The sequence below is a fragment of the Glycomyces harbinensis genome, assembly GCF_900101745.1.
Lineage (GTDB): Bacteria > Actinomycetota > Actinomycetes > Mycobacteriales > Micromonosporaceae > Glycomyces > Glycomyces harbinensis.
In genome coordinates this window covers 1-26,940 of sequence record NZ_FNAD01000028.1, presented here as the reverse complement: position 1 = coordinate 26,940, position 26,940 = coordinate 1, and the positions used below count along the sequence as shown (strand labels likewise).

The following is a 26,940-nucleotide window of genomic DNA, read 5'->3' as shown; positions in this document are numbered from 1 at the left end:
CGGCGAGTCCGCGGCTTCGGGCCTGCCCGGGAAACCCTCCGATCCGGGGTTCCCGGGCAGGCCTCCGTCGTGCCGTCTGCGGACGCGCGCGGCCCCTCGACCTGCGCGCTCCGCCTCGCAGACGCTCCCGCCGAGGCCTCGCACCGCCAGGGGTGCTGTACGGTTCGGTGCGTATCTAACACAAAAGGAGTGATCGATCGTGGACGTGGAGCGCACCGAGTTGCCCGGTATCGGAGTGCGGTTCGAATTCGAGACGAAACGTCATGTGCGCCTCGGCATCGTCGCCCACCGCGAAGGCCGCCGCGACTTCATCATCTACGACCCCGACGACCCCGACTCGATGCTCGACTGCATCGTCTTCTCCGCCGACGAGTCGGCGGCGATCGGTGAACTCCTCGGCGGCGCGCGGATCGTCGAGAAGCTCAACCGCCTTCACCACGAGATCGACAACCTGGTCTCGCGGCAGGTGAAGGTCGACGCCACCAGCCCCTACGCCGAGCGCCCGCTCGGCGACACCCGCGCCCGCACCCGCACCGGCGCCTCCATCGTCGCGATCGTCCGCTCCGACGGCGTCGAGACCGGCCCGCCCCCGTCCGCGACACTGCACGTCGGCGACCGGCTCGTGACGATCGGAACGCAGGAGGCGGTCGACGCGGTCGAGAGAATCCTGCGGGGTCTCGAATAGTGCACGGAACCGTCGAACTCCTCCTCGAACTCGGCATCCTCGTCGGCGCCCTCGGCCTGCTCGGAGCCATAGCCGGGAAATTCGGCATTTCAGCGATCCCCTTCTACCTGCTGGCGGGCCTCGCCTTCGGCCACGGCGGCATCTACGAGATGCAGGCCATCACCGGCTTCCTCGACGTCGGCGCCGAAGTGGGCGTCGTCCTCCTGCTGTTCACGCTCGGCCTCGAATACACCCCGCGCGAACTGCTCGGCACCATGAAGACCTCCTGGCTCGGCGCGGTGGTCGACCTGGTCCTCAACGCCACCCCCGGCGTGATCTGCGCGCTGCTGCTCGGGTGGGGGCCGGTCGCGGCCGTGGTCTTCGGCGGCGTCACGTACGTGTCGTCCTCGGGCATCATCGCGAAGGTCCTCTCCGACCTGGGCTGGCTCGGCAACCGCGAGACGCCCACGGTGCTTTCGCTGCTCGTCGCCGAGGACCTGATCATGGCCCTCTACCTGCCGATCGTCACCACGATCCTGGCCGGGCTCGCGTTCGCGCAGGCCGCGGTCGGCCTGGGCGTCGCGCTCCTGGCCGTCGCCGGGGCCTTCCTGGTCGCCTCCCGTTTCGGCGGGCTGCTGTCGCGGTTCCTGTCCTCCGCGAGCGACGAGATCCTCCTGCTCAAGGTCATGGGCATCGTCCTGGTCGTGGCCGGGCTCGCCGAGCAGGTCCACGTGTCGGCCGCGGTCGGCGCGTTCATCGTCGGCATGGCCCTCTCCGGCGAGGTCTCGCGCCAGGCCGAGGAGACGCTGGAGCCGCTCAAGAACCTGTTCGCGGCGATCTTCTTCGTCAACTTCGGGCTCGAGACCGATCCGACCGCGCTGCCACCGGTACTGCCCATCGCGATCACGCTCGCCGTGTGCACCATCGCGACGAAGTTCGCGACCGGCTGGTGGGCCGCCGGACGCAGCGGCTCGATGTTCACCGGCAAGCTCCGCGCGGGCCTGGTCCTCCTACCGCGCGGCGAGTTCTCGATCGTCATCGCGGGACTCGGCGTCACGGCCGGGCTCGATCCACAGCTCGGCTCGGTCGCGGCGGCGTACGTGCTCATCCTGGCCGCGCTCGGCCCGTTGGCCCCGCGCCTCGCGGGCCCGATCGTGCACAAGCGGCGCAAGAAGGTCCGGGCGAGACGCCTCGCCGCTGCCGAGACCTGACCGTCCGGGTGCCGCCGCGGCCGCGGCGGCACCCGGACGGGAGTGAAAGGTGCGACAGGAGCCACAGCGCCGTGCGATCCGTCCGCGGCGCTTGATACAACTCAGTGATGGCTGAATCCGCGAACCCGCCCCGCCCACAAGACGAGGTCGTCGACATCGCCCGCGACCTCATCCGGATCGACACCACCAACACCGGCGACAACGCGACCGCCAAGGGCGAGCGCGCCGCGGCCGAGTACGTGGCCGAGAAGCTCGCAGAAGTCGGCCTCGAACCGAAGATCTACGAATCCGCGCCCGGCCGCGCCTCCGTCGCCTGCCGCTACCCCGGCGCCGACGCCACCCGCGGCGCCCTCCTGCTCCACGGCCACCTCGACGTCGTCCCCGCCGAGGCCAGCGAATGGTCCGTGCACCCGTTCTCGGGCGAGATCAAGGACGGGTACCTCTTCGGCCGCGGCGCCGTCGACATGAAGGACTTCGACGCCATGCTCCTCGCGCTCGTGCGCGACTGGAAGCGCAACGGCAAGGTCCCCCCGCGCGACCTGGTCCTCCTCTTCACCGCCGATGAAGAGGCCGGCTCCGACTACGGCGCCCGCTTCATGGTCGAGGAGCACCCCGAGGTCTTCGAAGGCGTCACCGAAGCGGTCGGCGAAGTCGGCGGATTCTCCATGACGCTCCCCAACGACCTGCGCGTCTACGTGGTCCAGACCGCCGAGAAGGGCCTCGACTGGCTGCGCCTGCGCGCCACCGGCCGCCCCGGCCACGGCTCGATGCTCCACGACGACAACGCCGTCACCCGCCTGGCCCGCGCCGTCGCCAACATCGGCGGGCACGAGTTCCCCGTCGAGATGACCCCCACGGTGCGCCAGTTCCTGGAGTCGGTCTCCGAGCTCACCGGCGTCGAGTTCGACCCGAACAACCCCGACGAGGCGGTCGCCAAGCTCGGCCCCATAGCCCGCCTGGTCGGCGCGACCCTGCGCAACACCGCGAACCCGACCCGCCTCAACGCCGGGTACAAGACGAACGTCATCCCCTCCGCCGCCGAGGCCGTCCTCGACTGCCGGTCCCTCCCGGGCCGCAACGACGAACTCGAGGCCACCCTCAAGGAGCTCGCGGGCGCGGGGATCGACTTCGACTACGAGATCCGCCAGCCCGGCTACGAGACCTCCTTCGACGGGCCGCTCGTGGACGCCATGGCCGAGGCCATCCGCCTCTCCGACCCCGGCGCGCGCACCGTCCCCTACATGCTCTCGGGCGGCACCGACGCGAAGGCCTTCGCCACCCTGGGCATCCGCTGCTTCGGGTTCGCGCCGCTCAAGCTCCCGGCCGACCTCGACTTCACCGCCCTGTTCCACGGCATCGACGAGCGCGTCCCGATCTCGGGCCTCCAGTTCGGCGTCGACGCCATGGACCGCTTCATCTCAAGGGCCTAGCATTTCCAGGGCCCGGCATTTCGCGGTCCCAGCATTTCGAGGCTCCAGCACCGACGGTCCCGGTTCCGGTGAGCGCGCTCACTGGAACCGGGACCGCACTCGTCTGGACTTCCTTCCCCCACTGCCGCTATCATTGACCGCGATGTTGATTTTCCTCTAGAAGCAGCCGGGTCACCGCGTCGAGCACCGCTCCGCCACGACCCCCGGGGCACGCATCGCAATCATGCAAGCCATCGGCTTGCCTTGCCCCGTGCCGCACTCCGCAATCCCATCGCGAACGACTGCTTCCCGGAGGCGCCAGTGTTCCGCCATTCCCATATCTCCCTTGTAGACGTCACCAGGCGCTACGCCGACCACCTCGTCCTCGACCGGGTCGGCTTCACCGTCAAACCCGGAGAACGCCTCGGCGTCATCGGCGACAACGGCTCCGGCAAGTCCACCCTGCTCAGGCTCCTGGCCCGGGTCGAAGAGCCCGACAACGGCGAGATCACCGTCGTCGCGCCCGACGGCGTGGGCTACCTGCCGCAGCAGCTCGACCTGCCCGAAGACCGCACCGTCGCCGACGCGATCGACCTCGCACTGGCCGACCTGCGCGAGATCGAGGCCGCCATGCGCGAGACCGAGCGCGCGCTCGCCGACGAGCCGGAGGCCGCCGAGGCCTACGCCGACCTCCTCGCCCGCTTCGAGGCCCGCGAGGGCTGGGAGGCGGACCTGCGGGTCGACATGGCGCTGAACGCGCTCGGCCTGCCCGGGCTCGACCGCGGGCGCGTCCTCGGGACGCTCTCAGGCGGCGAGCGCTCGCGCCTGATGCTGGCCGCGACCCTCGCCTCGCGACCGGCGCTGCTGCTGCTCGACGAGCCGTCCAACGACCTCGACGACGCGGCGGTGGCCTGGCTCGAAGCGCAGCTGCGCGACTGGTCGGGCACGGTCGTCGCCGTCACCCACGACCGCGCCTTCCTGGAGGCCGTCACGACCACCATGATCGAGGTCGAGGACCGCCGCGTCCGCCGCTACGGCAACGGCTACGCGGGCTACCTGACCGCGAAGGCCGCCGAACGCCAGCAGGCCCAGGCCGCCTACGAGCGCTGGATCGCCGAGGTCCAACGCCAGGAAGGGATCGTGGACCACAACGCGGGCAGGGCGGATGCGATCCCGCGCAAGCTCCCGATGGCCAACATGTCGACCGGTGCGTTCAGGGCCCGCAACCGCGACCACGGCGCGGGCAGCCGCATCAGGGTCGCCAAGCGGCAACTCGAACGCCTGCACGCCGCCCCGGCCCCGCAGCCGCCCGAGCCGATGCGCTTCGAGTCCGACCTCGCCACCACGGACGCGGACACGCAGGCCCCGGCCCTGCGCATCCAGGGCGTCCGCGTCGGCGACCGCTTGAAGGTCGACGAACTGTCGATCGCCCACGGCGAGCGCGTCCTGGTGACCGGTCCGAACGGCGCGGGCAAGACCACGCTCATGCGCGTCCTCGCCGGCGAGCTCGAACCCGACGAAGGCGCGGCGGAGCGCACCGGCGCCGTGGGCCACCTGCGCCAGCTGTCGGGCCCGGGTCCGGGACGCCAGTCGGTCCTGCGGGCCTTCGCAGCCGGGCGCGTCGGCACGCTGGAGGAACACGCTGAAGCGCTCTTCCGGTTGGGGCTGTTCGCACCCGAGCAGTTCGGCACGCCCGTCGCCGCGCTCTCGACCGGCCAGCGCCGCCGCCTCGAACTCGCGAGGCTGGTGAGCCGCCCGGTGGACGTGCTGCTGCTGGACGAGCCGACCAACCACCTCTCGCCGGTGCTCGCCGAAGAGCTCCAGGCGGCCCTGGGCTCCTACACGGGCACGGTGGTCCTGGTCAGCCACGACCGGCGGCTGCGCGAGTCCTTCGAGGGCCGCCGCCTGGAGATGGACGCCGGGTTCGTCAACGCCGCCTCCGTCGACGGTCCGCCGGCTCCGCTTGCCTGAGCGGTTCGCGGGCTCAGCGTCGCGCGATGACGAGTTCCCTTCCGGCCGAGGCGCACTGCGCTGCGTACTCGGCCGGCGGGTACCCGATGAGGTCTTTGAAGTCGTGCGTGAAGTGGGCCTGGTCGGACCATCCGAGTTCGGCGGCGAGCCGGGCCAGGTCCGCTTCGGGGTCCTCGGCGAGGCGGTCGGCCGCGTCGTGGAGCCGGTAGCGCCGGATCAGCGTCTTCGGGCCCAGTCCCACATAGTCCTGGAACAGCCGCTGCAACGTCTTGGGGGACATGAAGAACCGCGCGGCCACCTGGTCCACCCTCGTGATGCCCCGGTCCTCCAGCATCGCCGCCACGACCTCCAGCAGCCGCCCGTAGCGCGGGTCGGCGCGCTCCGGCAGCCGTGCATCGAGGAACCGCGACACGACTTCCACGGCCGCCTCGTCGGCGCCGTTCATGACGATCGCGTTCAGCTCGTCGGCCTCGGGACCGAGCACCGTCGCCGCGCCCGACGACCAGTCCGCGAGCGCCGCCGCCTCGACCCCGCTGAACGCGGTGAACCCGCCGGGCCGGAACTTCGCCCCGAACACCCGGCCCGAGCCGGTGAGCGGGTGCCGCGAGACCGCGTTGCCCGGGCCGTGCAGCTCCGCGCCGATCACCGGCATGAAGCTGAGGTTCACGCACGGATGGGGGATCACCACCGACTCGTACGCCGTGCCCTCCGGCAGGTCCCAGTGCACCGACCAGTACCGCTCCACGTACGTCCCGAGCCGCCCCGGAACCGGATACCGCCGCAGGTCGATGAACCGTACGGCCTCGTGAGGCCGCAGAATGCCCTTGTCGCTGGCGGTAGGTCCGTTCACCCCACGAACTTAGCCATCCAGATTCACGGCTCGCAAGCTTCGCCAAGACCCGGGTCCGTCGTTTTTTTACAATCGGAACCCGACCCGAGGCGACAGACTGGGTCCATGAGCACTGAGCAGCCAAACGAAGCCAAGGTCGACCCGATCCCCGAGGGCTACCACTCGATCACGCCGTTCATCGTCGTCAAGGACGCGTCGAAGGCCCTCGACTGGTACGGCGAGGTCTACGGCGCGCGGGTCCTCACCCGCAACGACATGCCCGACGGCACGGTCGCGCACGCCGAGATCCAGATCGGGAACTCGATCATCCAGCTCGGCGACGTGAACCCCGCGTTCGGCATGGCCGAGCCCGATCCGGAGAACATCACCGCGTCCCTGGTCCTCTACGTCGAGGACTGCGACGCCGTGTTCGCCAAGGCGGTCGAGGCCGGCGCGACCGTGCGCGAGGAGCCCGCGGTGTTCGTCACCGGCGACCGCTTCGCCTCCATCGCCGACCCGTTCGGCCGCCGCTGGTCGATCATGACCCGCGTCGAGGACGTCTCCCGTGAAGAGGGCGAGCGCCGCGTCAACGAGTGGATGGCCTCCATGGGCGAAGGCCAGTAGTACGCAGGGCCGCAGGCGGGGAACCGCCTGCGGCTCAATAGCTCTCCGGATAACCCACGGTCGGCGCCGACACGTCGTCGAGCGCCAGGCGGATCTCCGGGGGCAGGAACAGCTGCTCGGCCGCGAGCGAGGCCCGCAGCTGCGTCGAGTTGCGCGCGCCCACGATCGCCGAGGCGACGCCGGGCTGGTCCCGCACCCACGCCAGAGCGACCTCCAGCGGGCTCACGCCCAGGCCCTCGGCCGCCGTCGCGCACGCCTCCACGATCCCGGCCGACCGCTCGTCCAGGTACACCCCGGCGAACCGCGACCACTGCGCCGAGACCGCCCGCGAGTCCGCGGGCCGCCCGAACCGGTACTTGCCCGTCAGCACGCCCCGGCCCAGCGGCGACCACGCCAGCACGCCCATCTCCAGCGCCAGGCACGCCGGGAGCACCTCGCGCTCGACGCCACGCTGGAGCAGCGAGTACTCGACCTGGTTCGCCACGATCGGCGTCCGCCCGGGCCACGCCGACTGCCACGCGAACGCCCGCGCCGTCTGCCAACCGGTGTGATTGGACAGGCCCACATAGCGGACCTTCCCGCTCGACACCGCCGAGTCGAGCACCGACATGGTCTCCTCGAGCGGCGTGTCCGGGTCGTAGACGTGCAGGATCCACAAGTCGATGTAGTCGGTCCCCAGACGGCGCAGCGACCCTTCGAGGGACCGCATGAGCCACCCGCGCGAAGTGTCCCGCTTGCGCGGCGCCCCGTCCGTGCGAACCCCGGCCTTCGTGGCGATGTGCAGCTCCGAGCGGTTCACGATCTTGCCGATGAGCTGCCCGATCACCGCTTCGGAGGCGCCCTGCCCGAACACGTCGGCGGTGTCCACGAGCGTGCCGCCGGCCTCTACAAAGGTCTGCAGCTGCGCGGCCGCGTCCTCGAGGCCGGCCTCGTCGGTGGTCCACGTCATCGTCCCCAGGCCGAGCGAGGAGACTTCGATGCCGCTGCGTCCAAGTGGTCGGCGTTCCATGGTCACTGAAGTTACATTGAGTCACGCTCGCATGAAAGCCTCAGGTGCGCTTGAACGGACGCGACGGGCCGCTGAAGTCACTGGCCGGACGGCCGGAATCCGGAATACGATCGCGGGCATGGATTCCTGGAGCGCTCCCCACGTACCCGCCCTGCCCGGCCACGGACCCGCCCTGCGCCTGCACGACACCGCCTCGGCCGGCCTGCGCGAGACGGTCAAGCCCGGCGGCGAGCGCGCCACGATGTACGTGTGCGGCATCACCCCCTACGACGCGACGCACCTGGGCCACGCCGCCACCATGATCACCTTCGACCTGGTCCACCGCTACTGGCTCGACCAGGGCCTCGACGTCCACTACGCGCAGAACGTCACCGACGTCGACGAGCCGCTCTTCGAACGCGCCGAACGCGACGGCACCGACTGGCAGGTCCTCGGCCTGCGCGAGACCGCCCTCTACCGCGAGGACATGGTCGCCCTCCAGGTCCTCCCGCCCCGCCACTTCATCGGCGCCGTCGAGTCCGTCCCCTCGGTCGGCCGCGCCGTCGCCGACCTCCTCGAGAAGGGCGCGGCCTACCGCCACGAGAGCGGCGACGTCTACTACGCCGTCGAGGCCGACCCCGACTTCGGCTCCGAGTCGAACTACGACCGCGAGACCATGCTCAAGTACGCCCGCGAACGCGGCGGCGACCCCGACCGCGACGGCAAGCGCGACCCCCTCGACCCGATCCTGTGGAACGCCCCCCGCGACGGCGAGCCCTCCTGGAACACCGAGGTCGGACCCGGGCGCCCCGGCTGGCACATCGAATGCGCCTGCATCGCCGTCGACCACCTCGGCGCCACCATCGACGTCCAAGGCGGCGGCAACGACCTCATCTACCCCCACCACGAGATGTCCGCCGCGCACGCCGAATCCCTCACCGGCGAGCGGCCCTTCGCCCGCTCCTACGTCCACACCGGCATGATCGGCCTCGACGGCGAGAAGATGTCCAAGTCCCTGGGCAACCTCGTGTTCGTCTCCAAGCTCCGCGCCGAAGGCGTCGACCCCGCCGCGGTGCGCCTGGCCCTGCTCGCCCACCACTACCGCTCCGACCGGCAGTGGAGCGGTGCCGCGCTGGCCGAGGCCGAACTGCGCCTGGGCCGCTGGCGCGAGGCCGTCTCCCGCGAACTCGCCCTCCCCGCCGGGGCGATGCTGACCGCCGTGCGCGAGCGCCTGGCCGACGACCTCGACACCCCCGGAGCCCTCGCCGCGGTCGACGAGTGGGCCGGCGCGACCCTCACCGCAGGTGGTGGGGATCCGTCCGCTTCGTCCCTTGCCCGAGACACGATCGGAGGATTGCTCGGCATACACTGCACGCGCTGATTGTGCGAAATGCCGAGTATCGGTACGCTGTAACAGAGCGTGGCCGACTCCCCATCCTCCTGGAGTCGAATTGAAGATCCTGCTGCTTGCGTCCGCTTTCAACGGTCTCACCCAGCGCGTTTGGTGCACCCTCCGGGAGCAGGGGCACGAGGTCGGCGTCGAGCTGGCCCCCGCCCACCGCGATCCGGAGTCGCTCACCGCTGCGGTCGAACGGATCGACCCCGACCTCATCCTGTGCCCGTTCCTCAAGCACCGGGTGCCCGAAGAGGTCTGGCGGCGCTGGACGACCGTGATCATCCACCCCGGGCCCGTCGGCGACCGCGGCCCCTCGTCCCTCGACCACGCCCTGCTCGGCCAGAGCCCCCGCTGGGGCGTCACCGCGCTCTCGGCGGTCGAGGAGATGGACGCGGGCCCGGTCTGGGCCTCGTTCACCTTCGACGTCCCCGAACGCATCACCAAGAGCGCCCTGTACAACAGCCGCGTCGCCGACGCCGCCATGGACTGCGTCGCGGCCACCGTCCGCAAGGTCGCCGCCGGCGAGCAGCCCGTGCCCGTGGACCGGCAGCCCCGCGCGGTGCCCGGCACCGGCGAACTCCCGCTGCTGCGCCGCCCCGCCTTCGCCCTCGACTGGCGCGCCCCGGCCGCCGACCTGGCCCGGCGCATCGCCGCCGCCGACGGCGCCCCCGGCGCCCCCGCCGAAGTCGCCGGCCGCACCTACTGCCTGTTCGACGCCGCCGCGACCGACGAGCACACCGGAGCCGAACCCGGCACCGTCGTCGGCCGCGACTGCGAAGCCCTCGCCTTCGCCACCGGCCGCGGCACCCTCTGGATCGGCTACGCCGCCCTGCTCGAGAGCAGGCGCGGGCCCAAACTCCCGGCCGCCATGGTCATCGACGCGCAGCACGCCGCGTTCAAACCCGCACCCGAGGCCATCGCCGAGACCGTCTACCGCCGCGAAGGCGACATCGGCCACCTCACCCTCCGCTCCTACAACGGCGCCATGCACACCGAGCAGTGCCGCCGCCTCACCGGAGCGGTCGAGAAGGCCCTCACCGAGGACACCCGCATCCTCGTCATCACCGGCACCGAGCACGCCTTCTCCAACGGCATCCACCTCGGCGTCATCGACGCCGCGGCGAACCCCGCCGCCGAGGCCTGGGACAACATCAACGCCATCGACGAGCTGTGCCTGGCGATCGCCGAAGCCGACCAGCTCACCGTCGCCGCCTTCTCCGCGAACGCCGGCGCCGGCGGCGTCATGGCCGCCCTCTGCGCCGACGTCACCGTCGCCCGCGACGGCACCGTCCTCAACCCCTACTACGACATGGGCATCTTCGGCTCGGAGCTGCACACCTGGTCGGTCGCCAACCGCGTCGGCGACGAGACCGCCGCCCGGCTCCTGGGCGACAAGCTCCCGATCTCCGCCGCGGAAGCCGCCCAGATCGGCCTCATCGGCGCGGTCGGCCCCCGCGACTGGAACGAGTTCCAGCGCTGGCTGCGCGCCGTCGCCATCGGCTACAACGACCCGGTCACCCGCGGGCGCATGTTCGCCGCCAAGGCCCGCCGCCGCACGGAGTCCAAGCCCCTGTCGTACTACCAGACCATCGAGCTCGCCGAGATGGCCCGCGACATGTTCGACGACCGCCACGGCTTCGACGCCAAGCGCCGCGACTTCCTCGGCAAATCGGCCCCGACCGAGACCCCCGGGAAGCTCCGCTTCGCCTGACGGCGCGGACAGGGCTTGCCAGTCTCGCGACTGCGTTGACAGGCGGCGTCCCACCTGATGGACTGTTCACATGTTCGAAGAAGGACAGTACTTCGCGCCGGTCAACACCGACGCCGACGGCACGGTCGTCGTGGAACTGGGTGAGAACCACCCGGGCTTCGCCGACCCCGAGTACCGCGACCGGCGCAACGCCATCGCGGGCCTCGCAATGGACTGGGAGCCGGGCCTACCCATGCCCGAGGTCTCATACACCGACACCGAGCACGAGATATGGCGGCTGGTCAGCGCCGAACTCGCGGTCAAACACCAGGCCCTGGCCGCCAAGGAGTACCTGGACGGCGGCGAGCGGCTCAAACTCCCGGCCGACCACATCCCGCAGCTCGCCGAGGTCTCCGAGGCCCTCGCCCCGCTCACCGGCTTCAGCTACCTGCCGGCCGCGGGCCTCGTGCCGCTGCGCGAGTTCTACGGGGTGCTCTCCGACGGGAAGTTCCACGCCACCCAGTACATCCGGCACCACTCGGTGCCGCTCTACACGCCCGAACCCGACGTCATCCACGAGGTCATCGGCCACGCCAACGCGCTGGCCTCGCCGCGTTTCGCCGCCCTCTACCGGGCCGCGGGCGAGGCGGCCCGCCGCGTCCACTCCGAGGACGCGCTCGAATTCGTCTCCCGCGTCTTCTGGTTCACCCTCGAATTCGGGGTCATGAGCGAGAAGGACGGCCTCAAGGCCTACGGCGCGGGCATCCTCTCCTCGTACGGGGAGATCGACGAGTTCCGCGGCATGAACATCATGCCGCTCGACCTCTACACCATGGGCACCGTCGACTACGACATCACGAAATACCAGGACAAGCTCTTCGACGCGGGGTCGATGGAGCAGCTGGAGGACGTGGTGGGGGAGTTCTGGGAGACCTGCGACGACGCCTCGATCGAGCGGCTCCTGGCCGAGGGCGGCTAGTACAGGCCCGCCTCGTACTTGGGCCCGTACTTGTCGACCAGCTCCTCGAGGGTCTGGTCGACCACCTGCGTGTCCTTGACCATGCGCGCGTGCGTCGGCAGGACGTCGGGCGTCCATGTCTCGGGCTTCCAGATCCCCGAGCGCATGGACGCCTTGCCGCAGTGGAAGAAGATCGTCTCGATCTCGACCACCAGCGCCAGCACGGGCTTGTGGCCCTTGACGATCATGTCCTCGAAGAACGGCGCGTCGGCGACGATGCGCGCGCGGCCGTTGATCCGCAGCGTCTCGCGGCGGCCCGGGAGCAGCGACAGCAGTCCGACATGGGGGTTGGCCAGCACGTTGTGGTAGCCGTCGACGCGGTGGTTGCCCTTGCGCTCGGGAATCGCCACGGTCGCGTCGTCGAGGACGTGGATGAGCTTCCCGGCCGGGTCGCCCTTGGGGGAGGCGTCGCAGTTGCCGTCGGCGTCCGAGGTCGCGACGACGCAGTAGGGGGAGGCGGCCAGCCAGGCCCGGTCGTGCTCGTGGAGCGTCGCCCGCTCCTTGGTCGCGGCCTGCGGCATCACCTCGCCGACGATCTCCCGCAGCTTCGCGGGATCGGTGACTTCGGTCCACAAGCGGTTGTCGACTGTGTCCATGAGGGCCCCTTCGGGAGAGACGGCCGTTACGACCCGATGCTACGCCCGTCGGACCGGGAGTTCGAGCGCCGCTCATCGGCGTCGGCGAGCGCGTGCCGCACCGCGTAGCGGACGGTCCAGTACAGGAGGTAGAGGGCGAGAGCGGTGAGCCCGATCGGGACGAGGAGCAGTTCCATACCGCTCATCCTATTCGTGCGCGTGTGATCTTCATCCGACACAGTGCCCATCCAGTGAAACGGACTTCCCACTTCGCGGCACTCGCCAGTACCCTTGACCGCGTGTCTGCGAAGAGTCTTTTCCTCGATGTCCTGAGCCGCCGCGTCGTGATCGCCGACGGGGGCATGGGCACGATGCTCCAGACCTTCGACCCGACCATGGAGGACTACGACGGCCACGAGGGCCTCTCCGACATCCTCTGCCTGACCCGCCCCGACATCGTCCTGGGCATCCACGACGCCTACCTCGCGGCCGGGGCCGACTGCGTCGAGACCAACAGCTTCAACGCCAACTACGGCGGCCTGGTCGAATACGGCATCGAGGACCGCGCCCGCGAGCTCGCGCGCGCCGCCGCGAGCCTCGCCCGCCGGAAGGCCGACGAGTACGCGACCCCCGAGTGGCCGCGCTTCGTGCTCGGCTCCATGGGCGGCGGCACCCGCCTGCCCACCCTCGGCCACGCGCCCTTCGGGCTCCTGCGCGACTACTACCAGGAGTGCTCCGCCGGCCTCATCGAAGGCGGCGCCGACGCGCTCCTGGTCGAGACCGCCCAGGACCTCCTCCAGGCCAAGGCCGCCGTCATCGGCGCCAAACGCGCCAACGCCGAACTCGGCACGAACATCCCGATCATCGCCCAGGTCACCGTCGAGACCACCGGCACCATGCTCGTCGGCGGCGAGATCGGCGCGGCCCTCACCAGCCTCGCGTCCCTCGGCATCGACCTCATCGGCCTCAACTGCGCCACCGGCCCGGCCGAGATGAGCGAGCACCTGCGCTACCTCTCGCGCCACTCGCCCGTCCCGATCTCGGTCATGCCCAACGCCGGACTGCCCACGCTCGGCCCCAACGGCGCGGTCTACCCGCTCACCCCCGAAGAGCTCGCCGACGCCCACGAGGAGTTCGTCAAGAACTTCGGCGTCAGCCTCGTCGGCGGCTGCTGCGGCACCACCCCCGACCACATCCGCGCCGTCCGCGCCCGCCTCGGCGGCGCCCCCGAGAACATCATCGCCCCCAAGGAGCGCACCGTCGTGCGCGAACCGGGCGTCTCCTCCTCCTACCACCACGTGCCCTACGACCAGGACGTGTCGATCCTCAACGTCGGCGAGCGCACCAACGCCAACGGCTCCAGGGCCTTCCGCGACGCCATGCTCGCCGCCGACTACGACCGCTGCGTCGAGATCGCCCGCGAGCAGGCCGGCGGCGGCTCCCACCTGCTCGACCTGTGCGTCGACTACGTCGGCCGCGACGGCGCCGAGGACATGCGCGTCCTCGCCTCCCGCTTCGCCACCGCCTCGACCCTGCCGATCATGCTCGACTCCACCGAGCCGAACGTGGTCGAAGCCGGCCTCGACGCCCTCGGCGGCAAATGCGTCGTCAACTCCGTCAACTTCGAGGACGGCGACGGCCCGGGCTCCCGCTACCGGCGGATCATGCCGCTCGTCGCCGAACACGGCGCGGGCGTCGTCGCCCTGTGCATCGACGAGGAGGGCCAGGCCCGCGACCGCGACTGGAAGGTCCGCGTCGCCGCCCGCCTCATCGACGACCTCACCGGCGCCTGGGGCATGAAGATCGAGGACATCTTCGTCGACGCCCTCACCTTCCCCATCTCCACCGGCCAGGAGGAGACCCGCCGCGACGGCATCGAGACCATCGCCGCGATCCGCGAGATCGCCCGGCTCTACCCCGGCGTCAACTTCACGCTCGGCGTCTCCAACATCTCCTTCGGCCTCAACCCCGCCGCCCGCCAGGTCCTCAACTCCGTGTTCCTCCACGAATGCGTCGAGGCCGGGCTCACCAGCGCGATCGTCCACTCCTCCAAGATCCTGCCGATGGCCTCGATCCCCGAGGAGCACAAGAAGGTCGCCCTCGACATGGTCTACGACCGCCGCGCCGAGGACTACGACCCGCTCCAGAAGCTCATCGAGATCTTCGACGGCGTCAGCCTCGCCGGCACCAAGGAGGCCCGCGCCGAAGCCCTCGCCGCCCTCCCGCTCGGCGAACGCCTCGCCCAGCGCATCATCGACGGCGACAAGAACGGCATGGACACCGACCTCGACGAGGCGCTCGCGGACGGCAAGCGCCCCCTCGACATCATCAACGACCACCTCCTCGAAGGCATGAAGGTCGTCGGCGACCGCTTCGGCTCCGGCCAGATGCAGCTGCCGTTCGTCCTCCAGTCCGCCGAGGCCATGAAGTTCGCCGTCGCCCACCTCGAACCCCACATGGACAAGGCCGACTCCTCCGACAAGGGCACCATCGTCCTGGCCACCGTCCGCGGCGACGTCCACGACATCGGCAAGAACCTCGTCGACATCATCCTGTCCAACAACGGCTACACCGTCGTCAACCTCGGCATCAAGCAGCCCATCAACGCGATCCTCGACGCCGCCGAAGAGCACAAGGCCGACGTCATCGGGATGAGCGGCCTGCTCGTCAAGTCCACGGTGATCATGAAGGACAACCTCGCCGAGATGATGGCCCGCAGCCTCCACCGGCGCTGGCCCGTCCTCCTCGGCGGCGCCGCGCTCACCCGCGCCTACGTCGAGGACGACCTGCGCGAGATGTTCGAAGGCGGCCAGGTCCACTACGCGCGCGACGCCTTCGAGGGCCTCGACCTCATGAACAAGGTCATGACCGCCCGCAAGACCGGCGCGCCGATCACCGACCCCGAGCAGGACGCGAAGATCGCCCTGCGCCGACAGCGGCGCGCCAAGCAGGCCACGCTCGTCGCGGACACGCTCCCGGACCTGGACGACACGTCGGTGCGCTCCAACGTCGCCACCGACGTCGACATCCCGGTCCCGCCGTTCTACGGCTCGCGCGTCCTCAAGGGCATCCAGACCTCCGAGTACGCCGCGCTCCTCGACGAGCGCGCGACCTTCCTCGGCCAGTGGGGCCTCAAGCCCACGCGCGGCGACGGCCCCTCCTACGAGGAGCTGGTCGAGACCGAGGGCCGCCCGCGCCTGCGCTACTGGCTCGACCGCCTCGCCACCGACAACGTCATCGAGGCGAAGATCGCCTACGCGTACTTCCCGGTCTACGCCGAGGGCAACACCCTCGTCGTCCTGGACGAGAACGGCCACGCCGAGCGCGCCCGCTTCACGTTCCCGCGCCAGCGCCAGGGCCGCCGCCTGTGCCTCGCCGACTTCTTCCGCGCCAAGGACGGCGAGCAGCTCGACGTCCTCGGGATGCAGCTGGTCACGTTGGGCTCCAAGGTCTCCGAGTACACCAACGAGCTCTTCCAGGCCAACGCCTACCGCGACTACCTCGAAGTCCACGGGCTCACCGTGCAGCTCACCGAGTCGCTCGCCGAGTACTGGCACCGCCGCATGCGCCGCGAATGGACCCTGCCCGGCGGCGGCACCGTCGCCGACGCCGACCCCGGCGACCTCAAGGGCCTCCTCGACGTCGACTTCCGCGGCTGCCGGTACTCCTTCGGCTACCCGGCCTGCCCCGAGCTGGCCGACCGCGCGACCCTCGTCGACCTCCTGGGCGCCGACCGCATCGGCGTGGAACTGTCCGAAGGGGACCAGCTCCACCCGGAGCAGTCCACCGACGCGATCGTCCTCCACCACCCCGAGGCGAGCTACTTCAACGCCAAGTGACCCCGGAAGGTGCCCGGCGCCTCAATGGCACCGGGCACCGCGCCGGGAACCGCGTTCACCCGGGCTCCGCCCGACCGGCACCATAGGGCCATGTCGCACGAACTCGTCGCCTATCTCGGCGTCATGGACGCCGGGAAGTCCACCCTCGCCCTCCAGTACCACCACTCGCTCGGCGGCAAGGGCGTCGTCTACACCTCGCTGGACCGCGGCGGCGAAGGCGTCGTCTCCAGCCGCCTCGGGCTCAGCCACGAAGGCAAAGAGGTCAAGCCCGGCTTCGACATCTACGACGACCTCGCCGAGATCCGGCCCCCGTACGTGATCGTCGACGAAGTCCAGTTCCTCGAAGCCCCCAAGCAGATCAACCACCTCGCCGACGCCGTCGACGGCCTCGACCTCGACGTGTACGCCTTCGGCCTCAAGACCGACTTCCTCGGCCGCCTCTTCCCCGCCGCGCAGCGCCTCATCGAACTCGCCGACCGCGTCGAAGAGCTCCCCGTGCGCGTCAACTGCTGGTGCGGCGAGCGCGGCACCCACAACGCTCGCCTGCGCGACGGCGTCATGGTCTTCTCCGGCGACCTCGTCGAAGTCGGCGACATGGACTCCTACACCGTCCTGTGCCGCCGCCACCACCGCGCCGGACTCGCCTGACCCCACCCGACGGACCCCGCCGTGGGCTGTCGCACCCTGTGAGCTGCTTCGCGGTCGGCCCTCGAACCGGGCCCCGGCAACCGCGACGCCCGTACTGTTGAACCCGTGACCGACCTACCGAAAGCCACGTTCCCGCAAGCCGTGCTCTTCGACATGGACGGGACCCTCGTCGACTCGGAGCGGGTCTGGGACACCGGCATCGAAGAACTCGCCGAACTCCTCGGCGGCAGACTCGACCCGCTCGTCCGTGCCCGCATGGTCGGCACCAACGAGGACGCCTCGGTCCTCATGCTCCTCGAAAGCCTCGGCCGCCCGCTCAGCGAAGCCCCCGCACGCCGGCTGTGGCTGCGCCGGCGCATGAAGGAGCTCTTCGCCGAAGGCGTCGAATGGAAGCCCGGCGCCCGGGAACTCCTCCTCGAAGCCCGCGCCGCCGGCGTGCCCACCGCCCTCGTCACCTCGACCCCCCGCGAACTGGCCGAGATCATCATCGGCCAGATCGGCCCCGGCAACTTCGACATCACCATCTGCGGCGACGAGGTCGACCAGCGCAAACCCCACCCCGAGCCCTACCACGTCGCCGCCGGGAAGCTCGGCGTCGACATCAGGCGCACGGTCGTCCTCGAGGACTCGGTCTCCGGCGTCAGCTCGGCACTCGCCTCGGGCGCGGTCACCCTCGCCATCCCCAGCGAAGTCGAACTGCCCCCCGACCTCGAAGTCCTGCGCCTCGACACGCTCGACGGCGTCGACCTCGCCTACCTGCGCACCCTCGGCGAAAGCGCCTGAAAACCCGTTGACCCTCCGGGCGGACTGCACCAGTCTGTCCGGATGCCAGCAGAATCCGCATCACCGAGCCACATCATCGTCAAGGCCCTCGCCGACCCCGAACGCCTCCGCGTCTTCGCCGAGATCGTCCTCACCGACACGGGCGCCACCGTCGCCGAACTGAACGCCCGCCACCCGCGCGCCGAACGCGCCCTCATGCGCCTGTTCGAAGCCGGCCTGGTCATCCGCGAGGACGGCAGGGTCCGCGCCGCACCGCAGGCCTTCCGCGACGCCGCCGCGGCCGCCCGCGCCGAACGGCCCGACGCGCCTCCCGGCACCGACCCCGAAGTCGCCCAGCTCTACTCGAACGGCCGCATCAGCGTCAGACCCGTCAACCGACGCAAACTGGTAGCACTCCTGAAGGACCTCGCCGCACGCCACTTCGCATTCGACCGCGTCTACACCGAACGCGAGATCACCGACGCACTGGCGACCGAGTACGACGACCCGCTCCAACTGCGCCGCGACATGATCGACGAGCTGCTGCTGGAGCGCACCGAAGGCGGCCGCGAATACCGCCGCCGCGAGGCGCCCCCGATGTGACGAGCCGCTAGCAGGCGGCGACACCGGACCGCGGCGCCAAGGCGTCGCGGTTCTCGTCTCCCCAGACCTCCAGCGGCGCCAGCGCGTCGTTCAGCGACCGCCCCAGCGGCGTCAGCGAGTACTCCACGCGCGGCGGCACCTCCGCGTACATCTCGCGATGCGCGATCCCGCTCGCCTCCAACTGCCTGAGGTTCTCCGCGAGCACCTTCTCGCTCACCCCGTCGAGCTTGCGCCGGATCTGCCCGAACCGGACCGGACCCTCGGCCAGCACCCACATCAGGTGCATCTTCCACTTGCCGCCGACGACATCGATCGCGATCGACATGCCGCACGTTTGATCTGTGTCACTCGCTGCCTGCATCGGACCCCTCCCGGCCATATTTCGAACCTCGACGTAAGTAGCCCCACCCGAAGGTGCGGTCTTGCAGAGCCTATCCGGCCCGGCGAACATGGATCTCGTCAGCGAGACCGAGAAACCTTCACTCCCTAAGGGGCGCAACATGTCCGACAAAAGATCCGTCACCGTGATCGGCCTCGGCCCGATGGGCCGCGCCACCGTCAAGGTCCTCCTCGACGCCGGCTACGACGTCACCGTCTGGAACCGCACCCGCCCCAAACTCGACGCCATCGCCGAACTCGGCGCCGAACCCGCCGACACCGCCGCCGAGGCCGTCGCCGCGAACGACACCGTCCTGCTCTCGCTCATCGACTACGGCGCCATGTACGGCGTCCTCGAGCAGGCCGACCTCACCGGCAAGACCGTCGTCAACCTCTCCTCGGACTCCCCGGAGAAGGCCCGCAAGGGCGCCGAATGGGTCGCCGAACGCGGCGGCGCCTTCCTCACCGGCGCCTACATGACCCAGAGCGACGACCTCAAGCACGCCACCTCGCGCCTCTACGTCAGCGGCCCCGAGAACCTCTACGAAGCGCACCGCGCCCTCCTGGAAGTCCTCGTCCCCGGACTGGAGTACCTCGGCGCCGACTACGGCATGGCCCAGCTCTACTACCAGGCCGGACTCGCCCAGTTCCACGCGTTCCTGAACGCGCTCGAACAGGCCGTGGCCATCATCGACGGCGCGGGAGCGGACGTCGACAAGTACATCGAGCTCGCCAGCCAGACCGCCGACGGCTACCGGGACTTCACCCTCTACTTCGGGGCCGCCGCGAAGCAGGGCGGCTGGGGCGACGTCGCGAACTTCAAGATGATGCACGCCGGCGCCCAGCACGTCATCGACGCGGCCGAGGAAGTCGGCGTCGACGCCACCCTCACCCGCACCATCCAAGGCTTCTACCAGCGCGCACTGGAAGCCAGCGAAAAGACCGGGTCTCCCGTCCCCGTCTACCGGATCCTCCGCGGCAGCGCCGCCTAGAAAGGGAGCCCCGATGCAGCAGCACGCCATCACGATCATCGGCCTCGGACCGATGGGCCAGGCCATGGTCAAGGCCTACCTCGGAGCCGGCTACGAGGTCACCGTCTGGAACCGCACCGCCGCCAAGGCCGACGCCATGGCCGAACTCGGCGCCGAGCGCGCCGCGACCGTCGCCGAAGCCCTCGACGCGGGCGACCTCGCCATCGTCACCCTCACCGACTACCGGGCGATGTACGACGTCCTCGGCCAGGCCGAGGACCACCTGGCCGGCAAGGTCGTCGCGAACCTCTCCTCCGACTCGCCCGAGAACGCCCGCAAGGGCGCCGCCTGGGTGACCGACCGCGGCGGCGAGTACCTCTCGGGCGGCTTCATGTCCCAGGGCGACGACATCACCCACCCCGACTCCTACCTGTACTTCAGCGGCCCCCAGGGCGTCTTCGACACCTGCAGGGACCGCTTGCGACCGCTGAGCCGCCAGGAGTACCTCGGCGAGGACTACGGCCTTTCGCAGGTCTTCTACCAGGCCGAACTCGCGCTCTTCCACGCCTTCCTGATCGGCTGGGAGCAGGCGCTGGCCATCGTCGACCGCTCCGGCGCCGACTTCGAGCGCTTCGTCGCCAACGCCTCGGGCCACCCCGACAGCTACCGCGACTTCATGCGCGAGTTCGCCGAGGGCGCCAAGCAGGGCGGCTGGGGCGACGTCCACAGCTTCAAGATGATGCACGCCGGAGCGCGGCACGTCATCGAGACGAGCGAGGACCTCGGCGTCGACGCCTCGCTGACGAAGACCGCCCAGAGCTTCTACCAGCGCGCCATCGACGCCAGCGAGAAAGCCGGCCGGCCCGTCCCCGTCTACCGCGTCCTGCGCGGCGAAACCGCCTAGAAGGGCTGCACACCATGCCGAAGCGAACCGTCACCGTCCTCGGGCTCGGCGCCATGGGCTCGGCCATCGCCCAGCGCCTCCGCGACACCGGCCACGACACGACCGTCTGGAACCGCACCGCCGCCAAGACCCGACCGCACGCCGAAGCCGGCTCCCGCGCCGCGCCCACCGTCGCCGCGGCGGTCGCCGCGAGCGACATCGTCTTCGTCGTGCTCCTGGACCACGCCAGCGTCCGCGAGCACCTCGAACCGGTCGCCGCCGACCTCAAGGACCGTACGGTCGTCAACTTGACGACCACCACGCCGAACCAGGCCCGCGACACCGCCGCGTGGGCCGCCGAGCAGGGCCTGACCTATCTCGACGGCGCCATCATGGCCGTCCCCTCGATGATCGGCGAACCGCACTCGCGCCTGCTCTACTCCGGTGACGCCGGCGCCTACGAGACCGCCCGGACCGTCCTCGAAACCCTCGGCACCGCCGAGTTCGAAGGCGCCGACGCGGGCCTCGCGTCGCTCAAGGACATGGCCCTGCTCTCGGCGATGGACCTCATGTTCGCCGGCTACGTCCAGGCCATCGCCATGATGCGCACCGTCGGCGCCACCGCGGTCGACACCGCCGAAGAGGTCCACGCCTGGCTCGCCGCGATGCTCCCGCACGGCCGCGGCCTCGCCGAGATCATCGACGGCGGCACGTACGACACCGGCGGCCAGAGCGTCGACTTCGACCGCATCGGCCTCGCCTCGCTCATCGCCGCCAGCCGCGAGCAAGGCGTCCGCGCCGACCTCCTCGAGCCGCACAAGAAGCTCCTCGACGAACTCGCCGCCACCGGCCACGGCGCCGACGACTGGCTCCGCGTCATCGAGCGCCTCACCATCCACTGACCCTCACTACCGCAAAGGAACACACCATGCCGAAGGGCACCATCAGCATCCTCGGACTCGGCGCCATGGGCTCGGCCATCGCCGACCGCCTCCGCGGCACCGGATACGACACCACCGTCTGGAACCGCACTCCCGCCAGGACCGAGCCCCACCGCGCCGCCGGATCGAACGTCGCCGCCACCGTCGCCGAAGCCGCCGCCGCGAGCGACATCGTCTTCGTCGTGCTCCTGGACCACGCCAGCGTCCGCGAACACCTCGAACCGGTCGCCGCCGAACTCAAAGGCAAGGTCGTGGTCAACCTGACGACCACCACGCCGAACGAGGCCCGCGACACCGCCGCGTGGGCCGCCGAACAGGGCCTGACCTATCTCGACGGCGCCATCATGGCCGTCCCGGCGATGATCGGCACCCCGGCATCGCTCCTGCTCTACTCCGGCGACGAGAACGCCTACGCCATCGCGAAGACCGCCCTGGAAACCCTCGGGACCGCCGAGTTCGAAGGCGCCGACGCGGGCCTGGCCTCGCTCAAGGACATGGCGCTCCTGACCGCCATGTACGCCATGTTCGGCGGGGTCCTCCAGGCCGTCGCCATGATGCGCACCGTCGGGGCGCCCGCCGCGCAGACCGCCAGGGACATCGTCGCCTGGCTCGGCGCGGTCGTCCCGCTCGCCGAACTGACCGTCGCCGTGGTCGACGGCGGCGACTACGACGCGGGCGCCGGGCAGAGCGTCGACTTCACCCGCGCGGCAGTGGCCTCACTGATCACCGCCGCCCGCGAGCAGGGGACCGGAGCCGACTTCCTCGAACCGCTCATGAAGCACCTCGACGAGCGCGCCGCCACCGGACGCGGCAACGCCGACTGGGTCAGCGTCATCGAGCAGCTGAAGATCACCGCATGACCGCGGGCGGGCGGGGGACCGCCCGCCCCTGGGGGCCTTCCGACGGCCGCAGCCGTCAGGAGGCCCCCAGCAGCGCGAGCTTCTCGTACCCGTCCGTCCCCGGCGACGCCGTCAGCGTCACGAGCATCTGACCCGAACCGTCCGCCACCCGGAACTGGTCCTTGTACAGCTGCAGCAGACCGACCATCGGGTGGTCGAACCGGACCCACCCGATGTTGCAGTCCTTCACCTCGGCCCGCGCCCAGAACTCCGCGAAGTCCCGGTGCGCCACCGACAGCTCGCCGATGAGCGCCGTCATCTGGGCGTCCTCGGGGAACAGCGCCGCCATCTTCCGCAGCTGCGCGACCGTCTCGCCCGCGCACACCGTCGCCCAGTCCGGGAAGAACTCCCGCGAATCATCGTCGAACAGCAGCCGCGCGAAGTTCGGCCCCGATTCCAGATCCCAGCCGAAACCCCCGTACAGCAAGCGCGCCAAGCGATTCGCCGCGAGCACGTCCTGCCGGTGGTTCATGATCAACGCCGGGAACGAGTCGATCGCCGCCAGCATCGTCTGCAGCGACGGCCGCACGCCCGACTCCGACTGCACCGGGCTCAGCCGCGAGTTCCCGGCCAGCCGGTGCAGATGCGCCCGCGTGGTCTCGTCCAGGCGCAGCGCCCGCGCCACCGCGTCGAGCACCTGGTCCGAGGGTCGCTTCGCCCGCCCCTGCTCCAAGCGCGTGTAGTAGTCCACGCTCACTCCGGCCAGCAGCGCCAGCTCCTCGCGGCGCAGGCCCGGCACCCGCCGCCGGTCGAATTCCGGCAGCCCCACTTCGGCGGGGTTCACACGGGCGCGCCGCGCCTGGAGGAACTTCCCCAGGTCTACCACGTCCTCCAGCTTGTGGACTCCGGTCGCATCAGATGACATAGCTCAAACCTCCGCGGCAAGTATCACCGCTCCGCGACGCCGCTGCCTAGGTCTGTCAGTCCCAGGGTTGAACGACCCCAGGTCGAACAGGCGTCTGGTAGCCCCGCCGGAACCGCCGCACGATGGACCGCATGAGAACGCACCTCGTCTACGCCCACCCGCACCGCGCCTCGCTCAACGCCGCATTGCGCGACGAAGCCGTCCAAACCCTCGAAGGGCTCGGCCACACCGTCACCGTCGCCGACCTCTACGCCATGAACTGGAAGGCCGTCGCCGACTTCGACGACTTCGGGCCCACCGAGAGCGACGCCTTCATCGACGCCGCGGCCGAAGCCTGGGAGAAGGGCTCGCTGACCGCGGACGTCAAGGCCGAACAGGAACGGCTCCTCGCCGCCGACACCGTCATCCTCCAGTTCCCGCTGTGGTGGTTCACGGTGCCGGCCATCATGAAGGGCTGGATGGACCGGGTCTTCACCAACGGCTTCGGCTACGGAACCTCCCGCGCCTGGAAGCGCTACGGCGACGGCCTCCTCGCCGGCAAGCGCGCCATGATCGTCGTGACCACCGGGGCGGCCGACGCGCACCTCTCCGACCGCGGCATCAACGGCGACATCAACGATCTGCTCTTCCCGATCCAGCACGGCGTCCTGTTCTACACCGGCATGGAGATCCTCCCGCCCGTGGTGATCACCGGCGCCGGCTGGCAGACCGACTACGCCGACATGGTCAAACTCCTGCGCCACCGCCTCGAGACCCTCGCCGAGACCGAGCCGATCGCCTACCGCAGGCAGACCGAGGACTACGACGAGAACAAGCGCCTCCTGCCCGGCCGCGAACCCGAGGGCACCACCGGGTTCGCCCTGCACGCCGCCTGAGACGACGAGAGCCGGAGCGGCTTCACGCCGCTCCGGCTCTCGCCGTGCTCTCGAGAAGACGCCGTCCAGCCGACGAAGGACGGGTCTACTCGAACGGGAACTTGTCCGCGAACGCGGGCTTCAGGTCGTCCACCCACACGGCGTTCTCGTCGAACTTCGCGTAGAACGGGCGCCCGACGATGTCGGGGTCCCGTGCCTGGAGCATCCGCAGCGCGAACACCTTCTCCTCGCCGATCTGCACGACCCCGTCCACCGAGACCTTGCCGGGCGTGGCCGACATCGACGGTCCCCGCACGGTGCGGCACAGGCCCGAGACCTGGCTGAACGCGTCCCGGAAGATCTCCCAGGCCCGCCACAGCGGCACCGAGAAGTAGTCCTGCGGACCCGTGTCGCGCTCCACGAACATGTAATACGGGATCATCCCCAGCTTGTGCTGGGTCCTCCACATGCCCGCCCACTGCTGCGCGTCGTCGTTGATCGTCCGGATCAGCGGCGCCTGCGTCCGGATCACCGCACCGGTGGCGCGGATGCGGCGCACCGCTTCGCGCACGATCTCCGATTCGAGCTCCTTCTCGTGGGAGAAGTGGGCCATGAACGCCAGGTTCCGGCCGGACGCCACCACCCGTTCGAACAACCGCAGCGTGTCCTCCGCGTCGGGGTCCGACACGAACCGCTGCGGCCAGTACGCCAGCGCCTTCGACCCGATCCGGATCGACTCGACGTGGTCCATCTCCAGCAGCGGGTCGATGTACCGCCGCAGCACCGGTTCGCCCATGATCATCGGGTCACCGCCGGTCAGCAGCACACTGCTCACCTCGGTGTGCTCCCGCACGTAACCGGTCAGCTGTTCCACGTCGTTGTTCGCCATCTTCAGATCGGCGATGCCCACGAACTGCGCCCAGCGGAAGCAGTACGTGCAGTAGGCGTGGCAGGTCTGACCCTGCTGCGGGAAGAACAGGACCGTCTCGCGGTACTTGTGCTGCAGCCCCGGGATCGGCTCCTCGCCGGCCTTGGGGATGTTCAGCGCCAGCTGCCCCGCCGGATGCGGGTTCAGCCTGAACCTGATCTCGTTGGCGGCGGCCGTCAGCTCCTGCTTCGTGGCCTCCGACTTGAGCAGGCCCGCGATGTGGTCGACGTCCTCCGCGGGAAGCATGTCCTCCTGCGGGAACACCAGTCGGAACATCGGGTCCTCGAAGGGACGTTCCCAGTCGATGAGCTCATCGACCACGTAGGCGTTCGTCCGGAACGGCAGGACCGATGCCACGGCCCTCGTCCGAAGCCGCTGCTCCTCGGTCAGCGGCGCTCGTTTGAGCAACTCGTCCAAGTGACGAATGGTGTAGGCGGTGAACCGCCTACCAGTGCTATCAGGAGCAGTCACGAGAACTCCCTCCTCTTGCGATGTCGGTTTGCAACTGGGCAGGCGGGCCTGGTTACAAACAAGTGCGCGAAACCAACGCTCACCATGCCGGTTCGCGGACGAGCCGCCCGCGTCCGGCTCTGTGACCTTTCGGCCACAGATGGTGTACCCGATGCTTTCGCGCACACTGTGCGTGAATATGAAATTTTCAGGCGTTTGTGACGACCCTAACCCAGCGTCGCCTCAAGCGAGATCGGGACCGCCTTGAGCGCCTGGCTCACCGGGCAGGCATCTTTGGTGGCCGCCGCGATCTCGTCGAACTCGTCCTTCTCGATCCCGGGAATGACGGCCCGGACGGAAAGCGCGATGCCCGTGATCCCGGTGCCCGGCTTGAAGTCCACGCCGGCCTCGGTGACGATCTCTTCGGCCGTGTAACCGGCCTTGCCGAGTCCGGCCGAGAGCGCCATGGAGTAGCAGGAGGCGTGGGCCGCGGCGATGAGCTCCTCGGGGCTGGTCTTGCCCTCAGGGTCGTTCGCGCGCGACGCCCAGGTCACCGGAGTGTCCGGCAGTCCGGACGACACGAAGCTGGTGACGCCCCCGCCGTCCTGGAGTCCGCCGGTCCACCGGGTGCGTGCATTGCGAGTGACTGACATGCCTTCTCCTCTGATCGGAGTTCCTTCGCTCGCAGGCTAACAGCCGAAGCTGGCGTCAGGAGACCGTCCGCGACGGCGGCCCGCCACGCGGTGCGGCCGCCGTCTTTCGGAAAAGTCCTTGATGTCTCCCCTGGTCAAGCGTATCGTTGAACCTCGGGTGACCCCCCTGGTTTCGGCCCCTTCGGGGGTGTGTATATTTGTCTCTGCCCGCAGGGGAACGGAACGGCCGAGGAAAACAGAGCCGGTTCGGAGATCACGGAAGTACGCGACAGGCTTCAGGCCATGGCGCGGCCCGGATCGGACTGCGGGGATCACCTGAGACTCCATAGAGGCTCAATCGCTTGTGACGAGGGTCAATCGACCCGGGTTCGACAGTGCGAATTGAGACGTGTAACGTTGTCCGGGTTGCTCCGATAGAGATCGAATCCCAAATGTGGATGGTATTTCTGTTGGCGTGTTGTTTGAGAACTCAACAGGGTGTTTGGATGGTCAGCGTGTGGGCTGGCTGGAGACTATTGGCCTAGGTGCTGGTGGTGTTCTGGTTGGTACTGTTTTTGACTGTCTTTTCCTTGGAACATCGTGAGGTGTTTCGTGAAAATCGGTCAGGAATCGCTTCGACACATACCAAAGTCGCCATGCTCTTCGGAGGGTGGTGCGCAACAGGTTTTTGTTGGAGAGTTTGATCCTGGCTCAGGACGAACGCTGGCGGCGTGCTTCACACATGCAAGTCGAACGGAAAGGCCCGCTTGCGGGTACTCGAGTGGCGAACGGGTGAGTAACACGTGGGTAACCTGCCCCCATCTCTGGGATAACCGTTGGAAACGGCGGCTAATACCGGATACGACCATTGCCTGCATGGGTGATGGTGGAAAGTTTTTGCGGTTGGGGAGG

25 protein-coding genes and 1 rRNA gene are annotated in these 26,940 nt (G+C 69.6%); 18 read left to right on the top strand and 8 right to left on the bottom strand.

All coding sequences use genetic code 11. The features are described from left to right. The first annotated feature begins 199 nt into the window (after nt 1–199). The 4 genes from BLQ63_RS27080 (at nt 200) to abc-f (ending at nt 5,255) form a co-directional block, all read left to right on the top strand. Entirely contained in the window at nt 200–685 is a 486-nt protein-coding gene (locus BLQ63_RS27080; RefSeq protein ID WP_091040660.1) for a cation:proton antiporter regulatory subunit, read from the top strand. After that, nucleotides 685–1,875: a cation:proton antiporter gene (locus BLQ63_RS27075; protein WP_091040659.1), complete on the top strand. Its 1,191-nt coding sequence runs from the start codon at nt 685–687 to the stop codon at nt 1,873–1,875. The genes BLQ63_RS27080 and BLQ63_RS27075 overlap by 1 nt, the downstream gene beginning before the upstream one ends. A 107-nt stretch (nt 1,876–1,982) precedes the next feature. Next, nucleotides 1,983–3,305, top strand: coding sequence for a M20/M25/M40 family metallo-hydrolase (locus BLQ63_RS27070; RefSeq protein ID WP_218125540.1), 1,323 nt, complete (start codon nt 1,983–1,985; stop codon nt 3,303–3,305). Between the two features lie 300 nt (nt 3,306–3,605). Continuing rightward, complete coding sequence (gene abc-f, locus BLQ63_RS27065; protein ID WP_218125539.1) at nt 3,606–5,255, top strand: ribosomal protection-like ABC-F family protein; 1,650 nt, start codon at nt 3,606–3,608, stop codon at nt 5,253–5,255. 13 nt (nt 5,256–5,268) lie between these two features. Here the strand turns inward: abc-f and BLQ63_RS27060 are convergent, their stop codons facing one another. Next, nucleotides 5,269–6,105, bottom strand: a complete 837-nt coding sequence (locus tag BLQ63_RS27060; RefSeq protein ID WP_091040657.1) for an AraC family transcriptional regulator — start codon at nt 6,103–6,105, stop codon at nt 5,269–5,271. 105 nt (nt 6,106–6,210) lie between these two features. Here BLQ63_RS27060 and BLQ63_RS27055 point away from each other — a divergent pair, with 105 nt between their 5' ends. Further along, the gene (locus tag BLQ63_RS27055; RefSeq protein WP_091040656.1) at nt 6,211–6,708 is read left to right on the top strand and encodes a VOC family protein; all 498 of its coding nucleotides are present in this window, start codon (nt 6,211–6,213) and stop codon (nt 6,706–6,708) included. A 34-nt stretch (nt 6,709–6,742) separates the two neighbouring features. Here BLQ63_RS27055 and BLQ63_RS27050 read toward each other — a convergent pair whose 3' ends face one another. Beyond that, a complete protein-coding gene (locus BLQ63_RS27050; protein WP_091040655.1) occupies nt 6,743–7,717 on the bottom strand; it encodes an aldo/keto reductase in 975 nt (324 codons plus the stop codon). Nucleotides 7,718–7,835: 118 nt separating this feature from the next. On the opposite strand from BLQ63_RS27050, the gene mshC reads away from it, so the two are divergent. The 3 genes from mshC to BLQ63_RS27035 all read left to right on the top strand — a co-directional run bounded on the left by mshC (nt 7,836) and on the right by BLQ63_RS27035 (nt 11,761). Beyond that, nucleotides 7,836–9,077, top strand: coding sequence for a cysteine--1-D-myo-inosityl 2-amino-2-deoxy-alpha-D-glucopyranoside ligase (mshC, locus tag BLQ63_RS27045; RefSeq protein ID WP_091040654.1), 1,242 nt, complete (start codon nt 7,836–7,838; stop codon nt 9,075–9,077). A gap of 70 nt (nt 9,078–9,147) precedes the next feature. Further along, nucleotides 9,148–10,803, top strand: coding sequence for an enoyl-CoA hydratase-related protein (locus BLQ63_RS27040; RefSeq protein ID WP_091040653.1), 1,656 nt, complete (start codon nt 9,148–9,150; stop codon nt 10,801–10,803). A gap of 70 nt (nt 10,804–10,873) precedes the next feature. Then, nucleotides 10,874–11,761 carry a phenylalanine 4-monooxygenase gene (locus BLQ63_RS27035; RefSeq protein ID WP_091040652.1) on the top strand — a complete coding sequence of 296 codons (888 nt, stop codon included), beginning with the start codon at nt 10,874–10,876 and terminating at the stop codon, nt 11,759–11,761. Here BLQ63_RS27035 and BLQ63_RS27030 read toward each other — a convergent pair. Further along, nucleotides 11,758–12,396 carry a pyridoxamine 5'-phosphate oxidase family protein gene (locus tag BLQ63_RS27030; RefSeq protein ID WP_091040651.1) on the bottom strand — a complete coding sequence of 213 codons (639 nt, stop codon included), beginning with the start codon at nt 12,394–12,396 and terminating at the stop codon, nt 11,758–11,760. The two genes, BLQ63_RS27035 and BLQ63_RS27030, sit on opposite strands and share 4 nt — an antisense overlap. A gap of 26 nt (nt 12,397–12,422) precedes the next feature. Continuing rightward, complete coding sequence (locus BLQ63_RS28700) at nt 12,423–12,572, bottom strand: hypothetical protein (RefSeq protein ID WP_177155128.1); 150 nt, start codon at nt 12,570–12,572, stop codon at nt 12,423–12,425. Between the two features lie 102 nt (nt 12,573–12,674). On the opposite strand from BLQ63_RS28700, the gene metH reads away from it, so the two are divergent. From metH to BLQ63_RS27010, 4 genes are all read left to right on the top strand, one after another. Continuing rightward, nucleotides 12,675–16,214 (top strand): methionine synthase, encoded by a 3,540-nt coding sequence (gene metH, locus BLQ63_RS27025; RefSeq protein ID WP_245681107.1) that lies wholly within the window; start codon nt 12,675–12,677, stop codon nt 16,212–16,214. Between the two features lie 90 nt (nt 16,215–16,304). Beyond that, on the top strand, nt 16,305–16,862 hold the full coding sequence (locus tag BLQ63_RS27020; RefSeq protein ID WP_091040650.1) for a thymidine kinase: 558 nt from the start codon (nt 16,305–16,307) through the stop codon (nt 16,860–16,862). Nucleotides 16,863–16,967: 105 nt separating this feature from the next. Continuing rightward, complete coding sequence (locus BLQ63_RS27015) at nt 16,968–17,645, top strand: HAD family hydrolase (protein ID WP_245681106.1); 678 nt, start codon at nt 16,968–16,970, stop codon at nt 17,643–17,645. Nucleotides 17,646–17,687: 42 nt separating this feature from the next. Beyond that, nucleotides 17,688–18,227: a DUF2087 domain-containing protein gene (locus tag BLQ63_RS27010; RefSeq protein ID WP_091040649.1), complete on the top strand. Its 540-nt coding sequence runs from the start codon at nt 17,688–17,690 to the stop codon at nt 18,225–18,227. 7 nt (nt 18,228–18,234) lie between these two features. Here the strand turns inward: BLQ63_RS27010 and BLQ63_RS27005 are convergent, their stop codons facing one another. Then, complete coding sequence (locus tag BLQ63_RS27005) at nt 18,235–18,588, bottom strand: winged helix-turn-helix transcriptional regulator (RefSeq protein WP_091040648.1); 354 nt, start codon at nt 18,586–18,588, stop codon at nt 18,235–18,237. A 139-nt stretch (nt 18,589–18,727) separates the two neighbouring features. Between BLQ63_RS27005 and BLQ63_RS27000 the strand changes: the two genes are divergently transcribed. The 4 genes from BLQ63_RS27000 to BLQ63_RS28695 are packed head-to-tail and all read left to right on the top strand — an operon-like array spanning nt 18,728 to nt 22,260. Further along, complete coding sequence (locus BLQ63_RS27000; protein ID WP_091040647.1) at nt 18,728–19,597, top strand: NAD(P)-dependent oxidoreductase; 870 nt, start codon at nt 18,728–18,730, stop codon at nt 19,595–19,597. Nucleotides 19,598–19,610: 13 nt separating this feature from the next. After that, nucleotides 19,611–20,480 carry an NAD(P)-dependent oxidoreductase gene (locus BLQ63_RS26995; RefSeq protein WP_091040646.1) on the top strand — a complete coding sequence of 290 codons (870 nt, stop codon included), beginning with the start codon at nt 19,611–19,613 and terminating at the stop codon, nt 20,478–20,480. A 14-nt stretch (nt 20,481–20,494) separates the two neighbouring features. Then, nucleotides 20,495–21,361 (top strand): NAD(P)-dependent oxidoreductase, encoded by an 867-nt coding sequence (locus BLQ63_RS26990; protein ID WP_091040645.1) that lies wholly within the window; start codon nt 20,495–20,497, stop codon nt 21,359–21,361. Nucleotides 21,362–21,387: 26 nt separating this feature from the next. Next, nucleotides 21,388–22,260 (top strand): NAD(P)-dependent oxidoreductase, encoded by an 873-nt coding sequence (locus BLQ63_RS28695; RefSeq protein ID WP_091040644.1) that lies wholly within the window; start codon nt 21,388–21,390, stop codon nt 22,258–22,260. Between the two features lie 55 nt (nt 22,261–22,315). Here the strand turns inward: BLQ63_RS28695 and BLQ63_RS26980 are convergent, their stop codons facing one another. Next, nucleotides 22,316–23,164, bottom strand: coding sequence for a helix-turn-helix transcriptional regulator (locus BLQ63_RS26980; RefSeq protein ID WP_218125537.1), 849 nt, complete (start codon nt 23,162–23,164; stop codon nt 22,316–22,318). 131 nt (nt 23,165–23,295) lie between these two features. Between BLQ63_RS26980 and BLQ63_RS26975 the strand changes: the two genes are divergently transcribed. Next, a complete protein-coding gene (locus tag BLQ63_RS26975; protein WP_091040672.1) occupies nt 23,296–24,039 on the top strand; it encodes an NAD(P)H-dependent oxidoreductase in 744 nt (247 codons plus the stop codon). A gap of 85 nt (nt 24,040–24,124) precedes the next feature. On the opposite strand, the gene BLQ63_RS26970 is transcribed toward BLQ63_RS26975, so the two are convergent. Together BLQ63_RS26970 and BLQ63_RS26965 are read right to left on the bottom strand one after the other, a co-directional pair. Beyond that, nucleotides 24,125–25,417: a KamA family radical SAM protein gene (locus BLQ63_RS26970; protein ID WP_091040643.1), complete on the bottom strand. Its 1,293-nt coding sequence runs from the start codon at nt 25,415–25,417 to the stop codon at nt 24,125–24,127. 206 nt (nt 25,418–25,623) lie between these two features. After that, nucleotides 25,624–26,049, bottom strand: a complete 426-nt coding sequence (locus BLQ63_RS26965) for an OsmC family peroxiredoxin (protein ID WP_091040642.1) — start codon at nt 26,047–26,049, stop codon at nt 25,624–25,626. A gap of 667 nt (nt 26,050–26,716) precedes the next feature. Between BLQ63_RS26965 and BLQ63_RS26960 the strand changes: the two genes are divergently transcribed. Next, nucleotides 26,717–26,940, top strand: a 16S ribosomal RNA gene (locus BLQ63_RS26960); the annotation flags it as partial.

What these genes read in the sequence shown, in the direction of transcription:
- BLQ63_RS27000 (WP_091040647.1), top strand. Translation starts at nt 18,728, where the DNA reads ATGTCCGACAAAAGATCCGTCACCGTGATCGGCCTCGGCCCGATGGGC.
- BLQ63_RS27035 (WP_091040652.1), top strand. Translation starts at nt 10,874, where the DNA reads ATGTTCGAAGAAGGACAGTACTTCGCGCCGGTCAACACCGACGCCGAC.
- BLQ63_RS27055 (WP_091040656.1), top strand. Translation starts at nt 6,211, where the DNA reads ATGAGCACTGAGCAGCCAAACGAAGCCAAGGTCGACCCGATCCCCGAG.
- BLQ63_RS28700 (WP_177155128.1), bottom strand. Translation starts at nt 12,572, where the DNA reads ATGGAACTGCTCCTCGTCCCGATCGGGCTCACCGCTCTCGCCCTCTAC.
- BLQ63_RS27020 (WP_091040650.1), top strand. Translation starts at nt 16,305, where the DNA reads ATGTCGCACGAACTCGTCGCCTATCTCGGCGTCATGGACGCCGGGAAG.
- BLQ63_RS27030 (WP_091040651.1), bottom strand. Translation starts at nt 12,396, where the DNA reads ATGGACACAGTCGACAACCGCTTGTGGACCGAAGTCACCGATCCCGCG.
- mshC (WP_091040654.1), top strand. Translation starts at nt 7,836, where the DNA reads ATGGATTCCTGGAGCGCTCCCCACGTACCCGCCCTGCCCGGCCACGGA.
- BLQ63_RS26995 (WP_091040646.1), top strand. Translation starts at nt 19,611, where the DNA reads ATGCAGCAGCACGCCATCACGATCATCGGCCTCGGACCGATGGGCCAG.
- BLQ63_RS28695 (WP_091040644.1), top strand. Translation starts at nt 21,388, where the DNA reads ATGCCGAAGGGCACCATCAGCATCCTCGGACTCGGCGCCATGGGCTCG.
- BLQ63_RS27070 (WP_218125540.1), top strand. Translation starts at nt 1,983, where the DNA reads ATGGCTGAATCCGCGAACCCGCCCCGCCCACAAGACGAGGTCGTCGAC.
- BLQ63_RS26975 (WP_091040672.1), top strand. Translation starts at nt 23,296, where the DNA reads ATGAGAACGCACCTCGTCTACGCCCACCCGCACCGCGCCTCGCTCAAC.
- BLQ63_RS26980 (WP_218125537.1), bottom strand. Translation starts at nt 23,164, where the DNA reads ATGTCATCTGATGCGACCGGAGTCCACAAGCTGGAGGACGTGGTAGAC.
- BLQ63_RS26965 (WP_091040642.1), bottom strand. Translation starts at nt 26,049, where the DNA reads ATGTCAGTCACTCGCAATGCACGCACCCGGTGGACCGGCGGACTCCAG.
- BLQ63_RS26990 (WP_091040645.1), top strand. Translation starts at nt 20,495, where the DNA reads ATGCCGAAGCGAACCGTCACCGTCCTCGGGCTCGGCGCCATGGGCTCG.
- BLQ63_RS27005 (WP_091040648.1), bottom strand. Translation starts at nt 18,588, where the DNA reads ATGCAGGCAGCGAGTGACACAGATCAAACGTGCGGCATGTCGATCGCG.
- BLQ63_RS27050 (WP_091040655.1), bottom strand. Translation starts at nt 7,717, where the DNA reads ATGGAACGCCGACCACTTGGACGCAGCGGCATCGAAGTCTCCTCGCTC.
- BLQ63_RS27010 (WP_091040649.1), top strand. Translation starts at nt 17,688, where the DNA reads ATGCCAGCAGAATCCGCATCACCGAGCCACATCATCGTCAAGGCCCTC.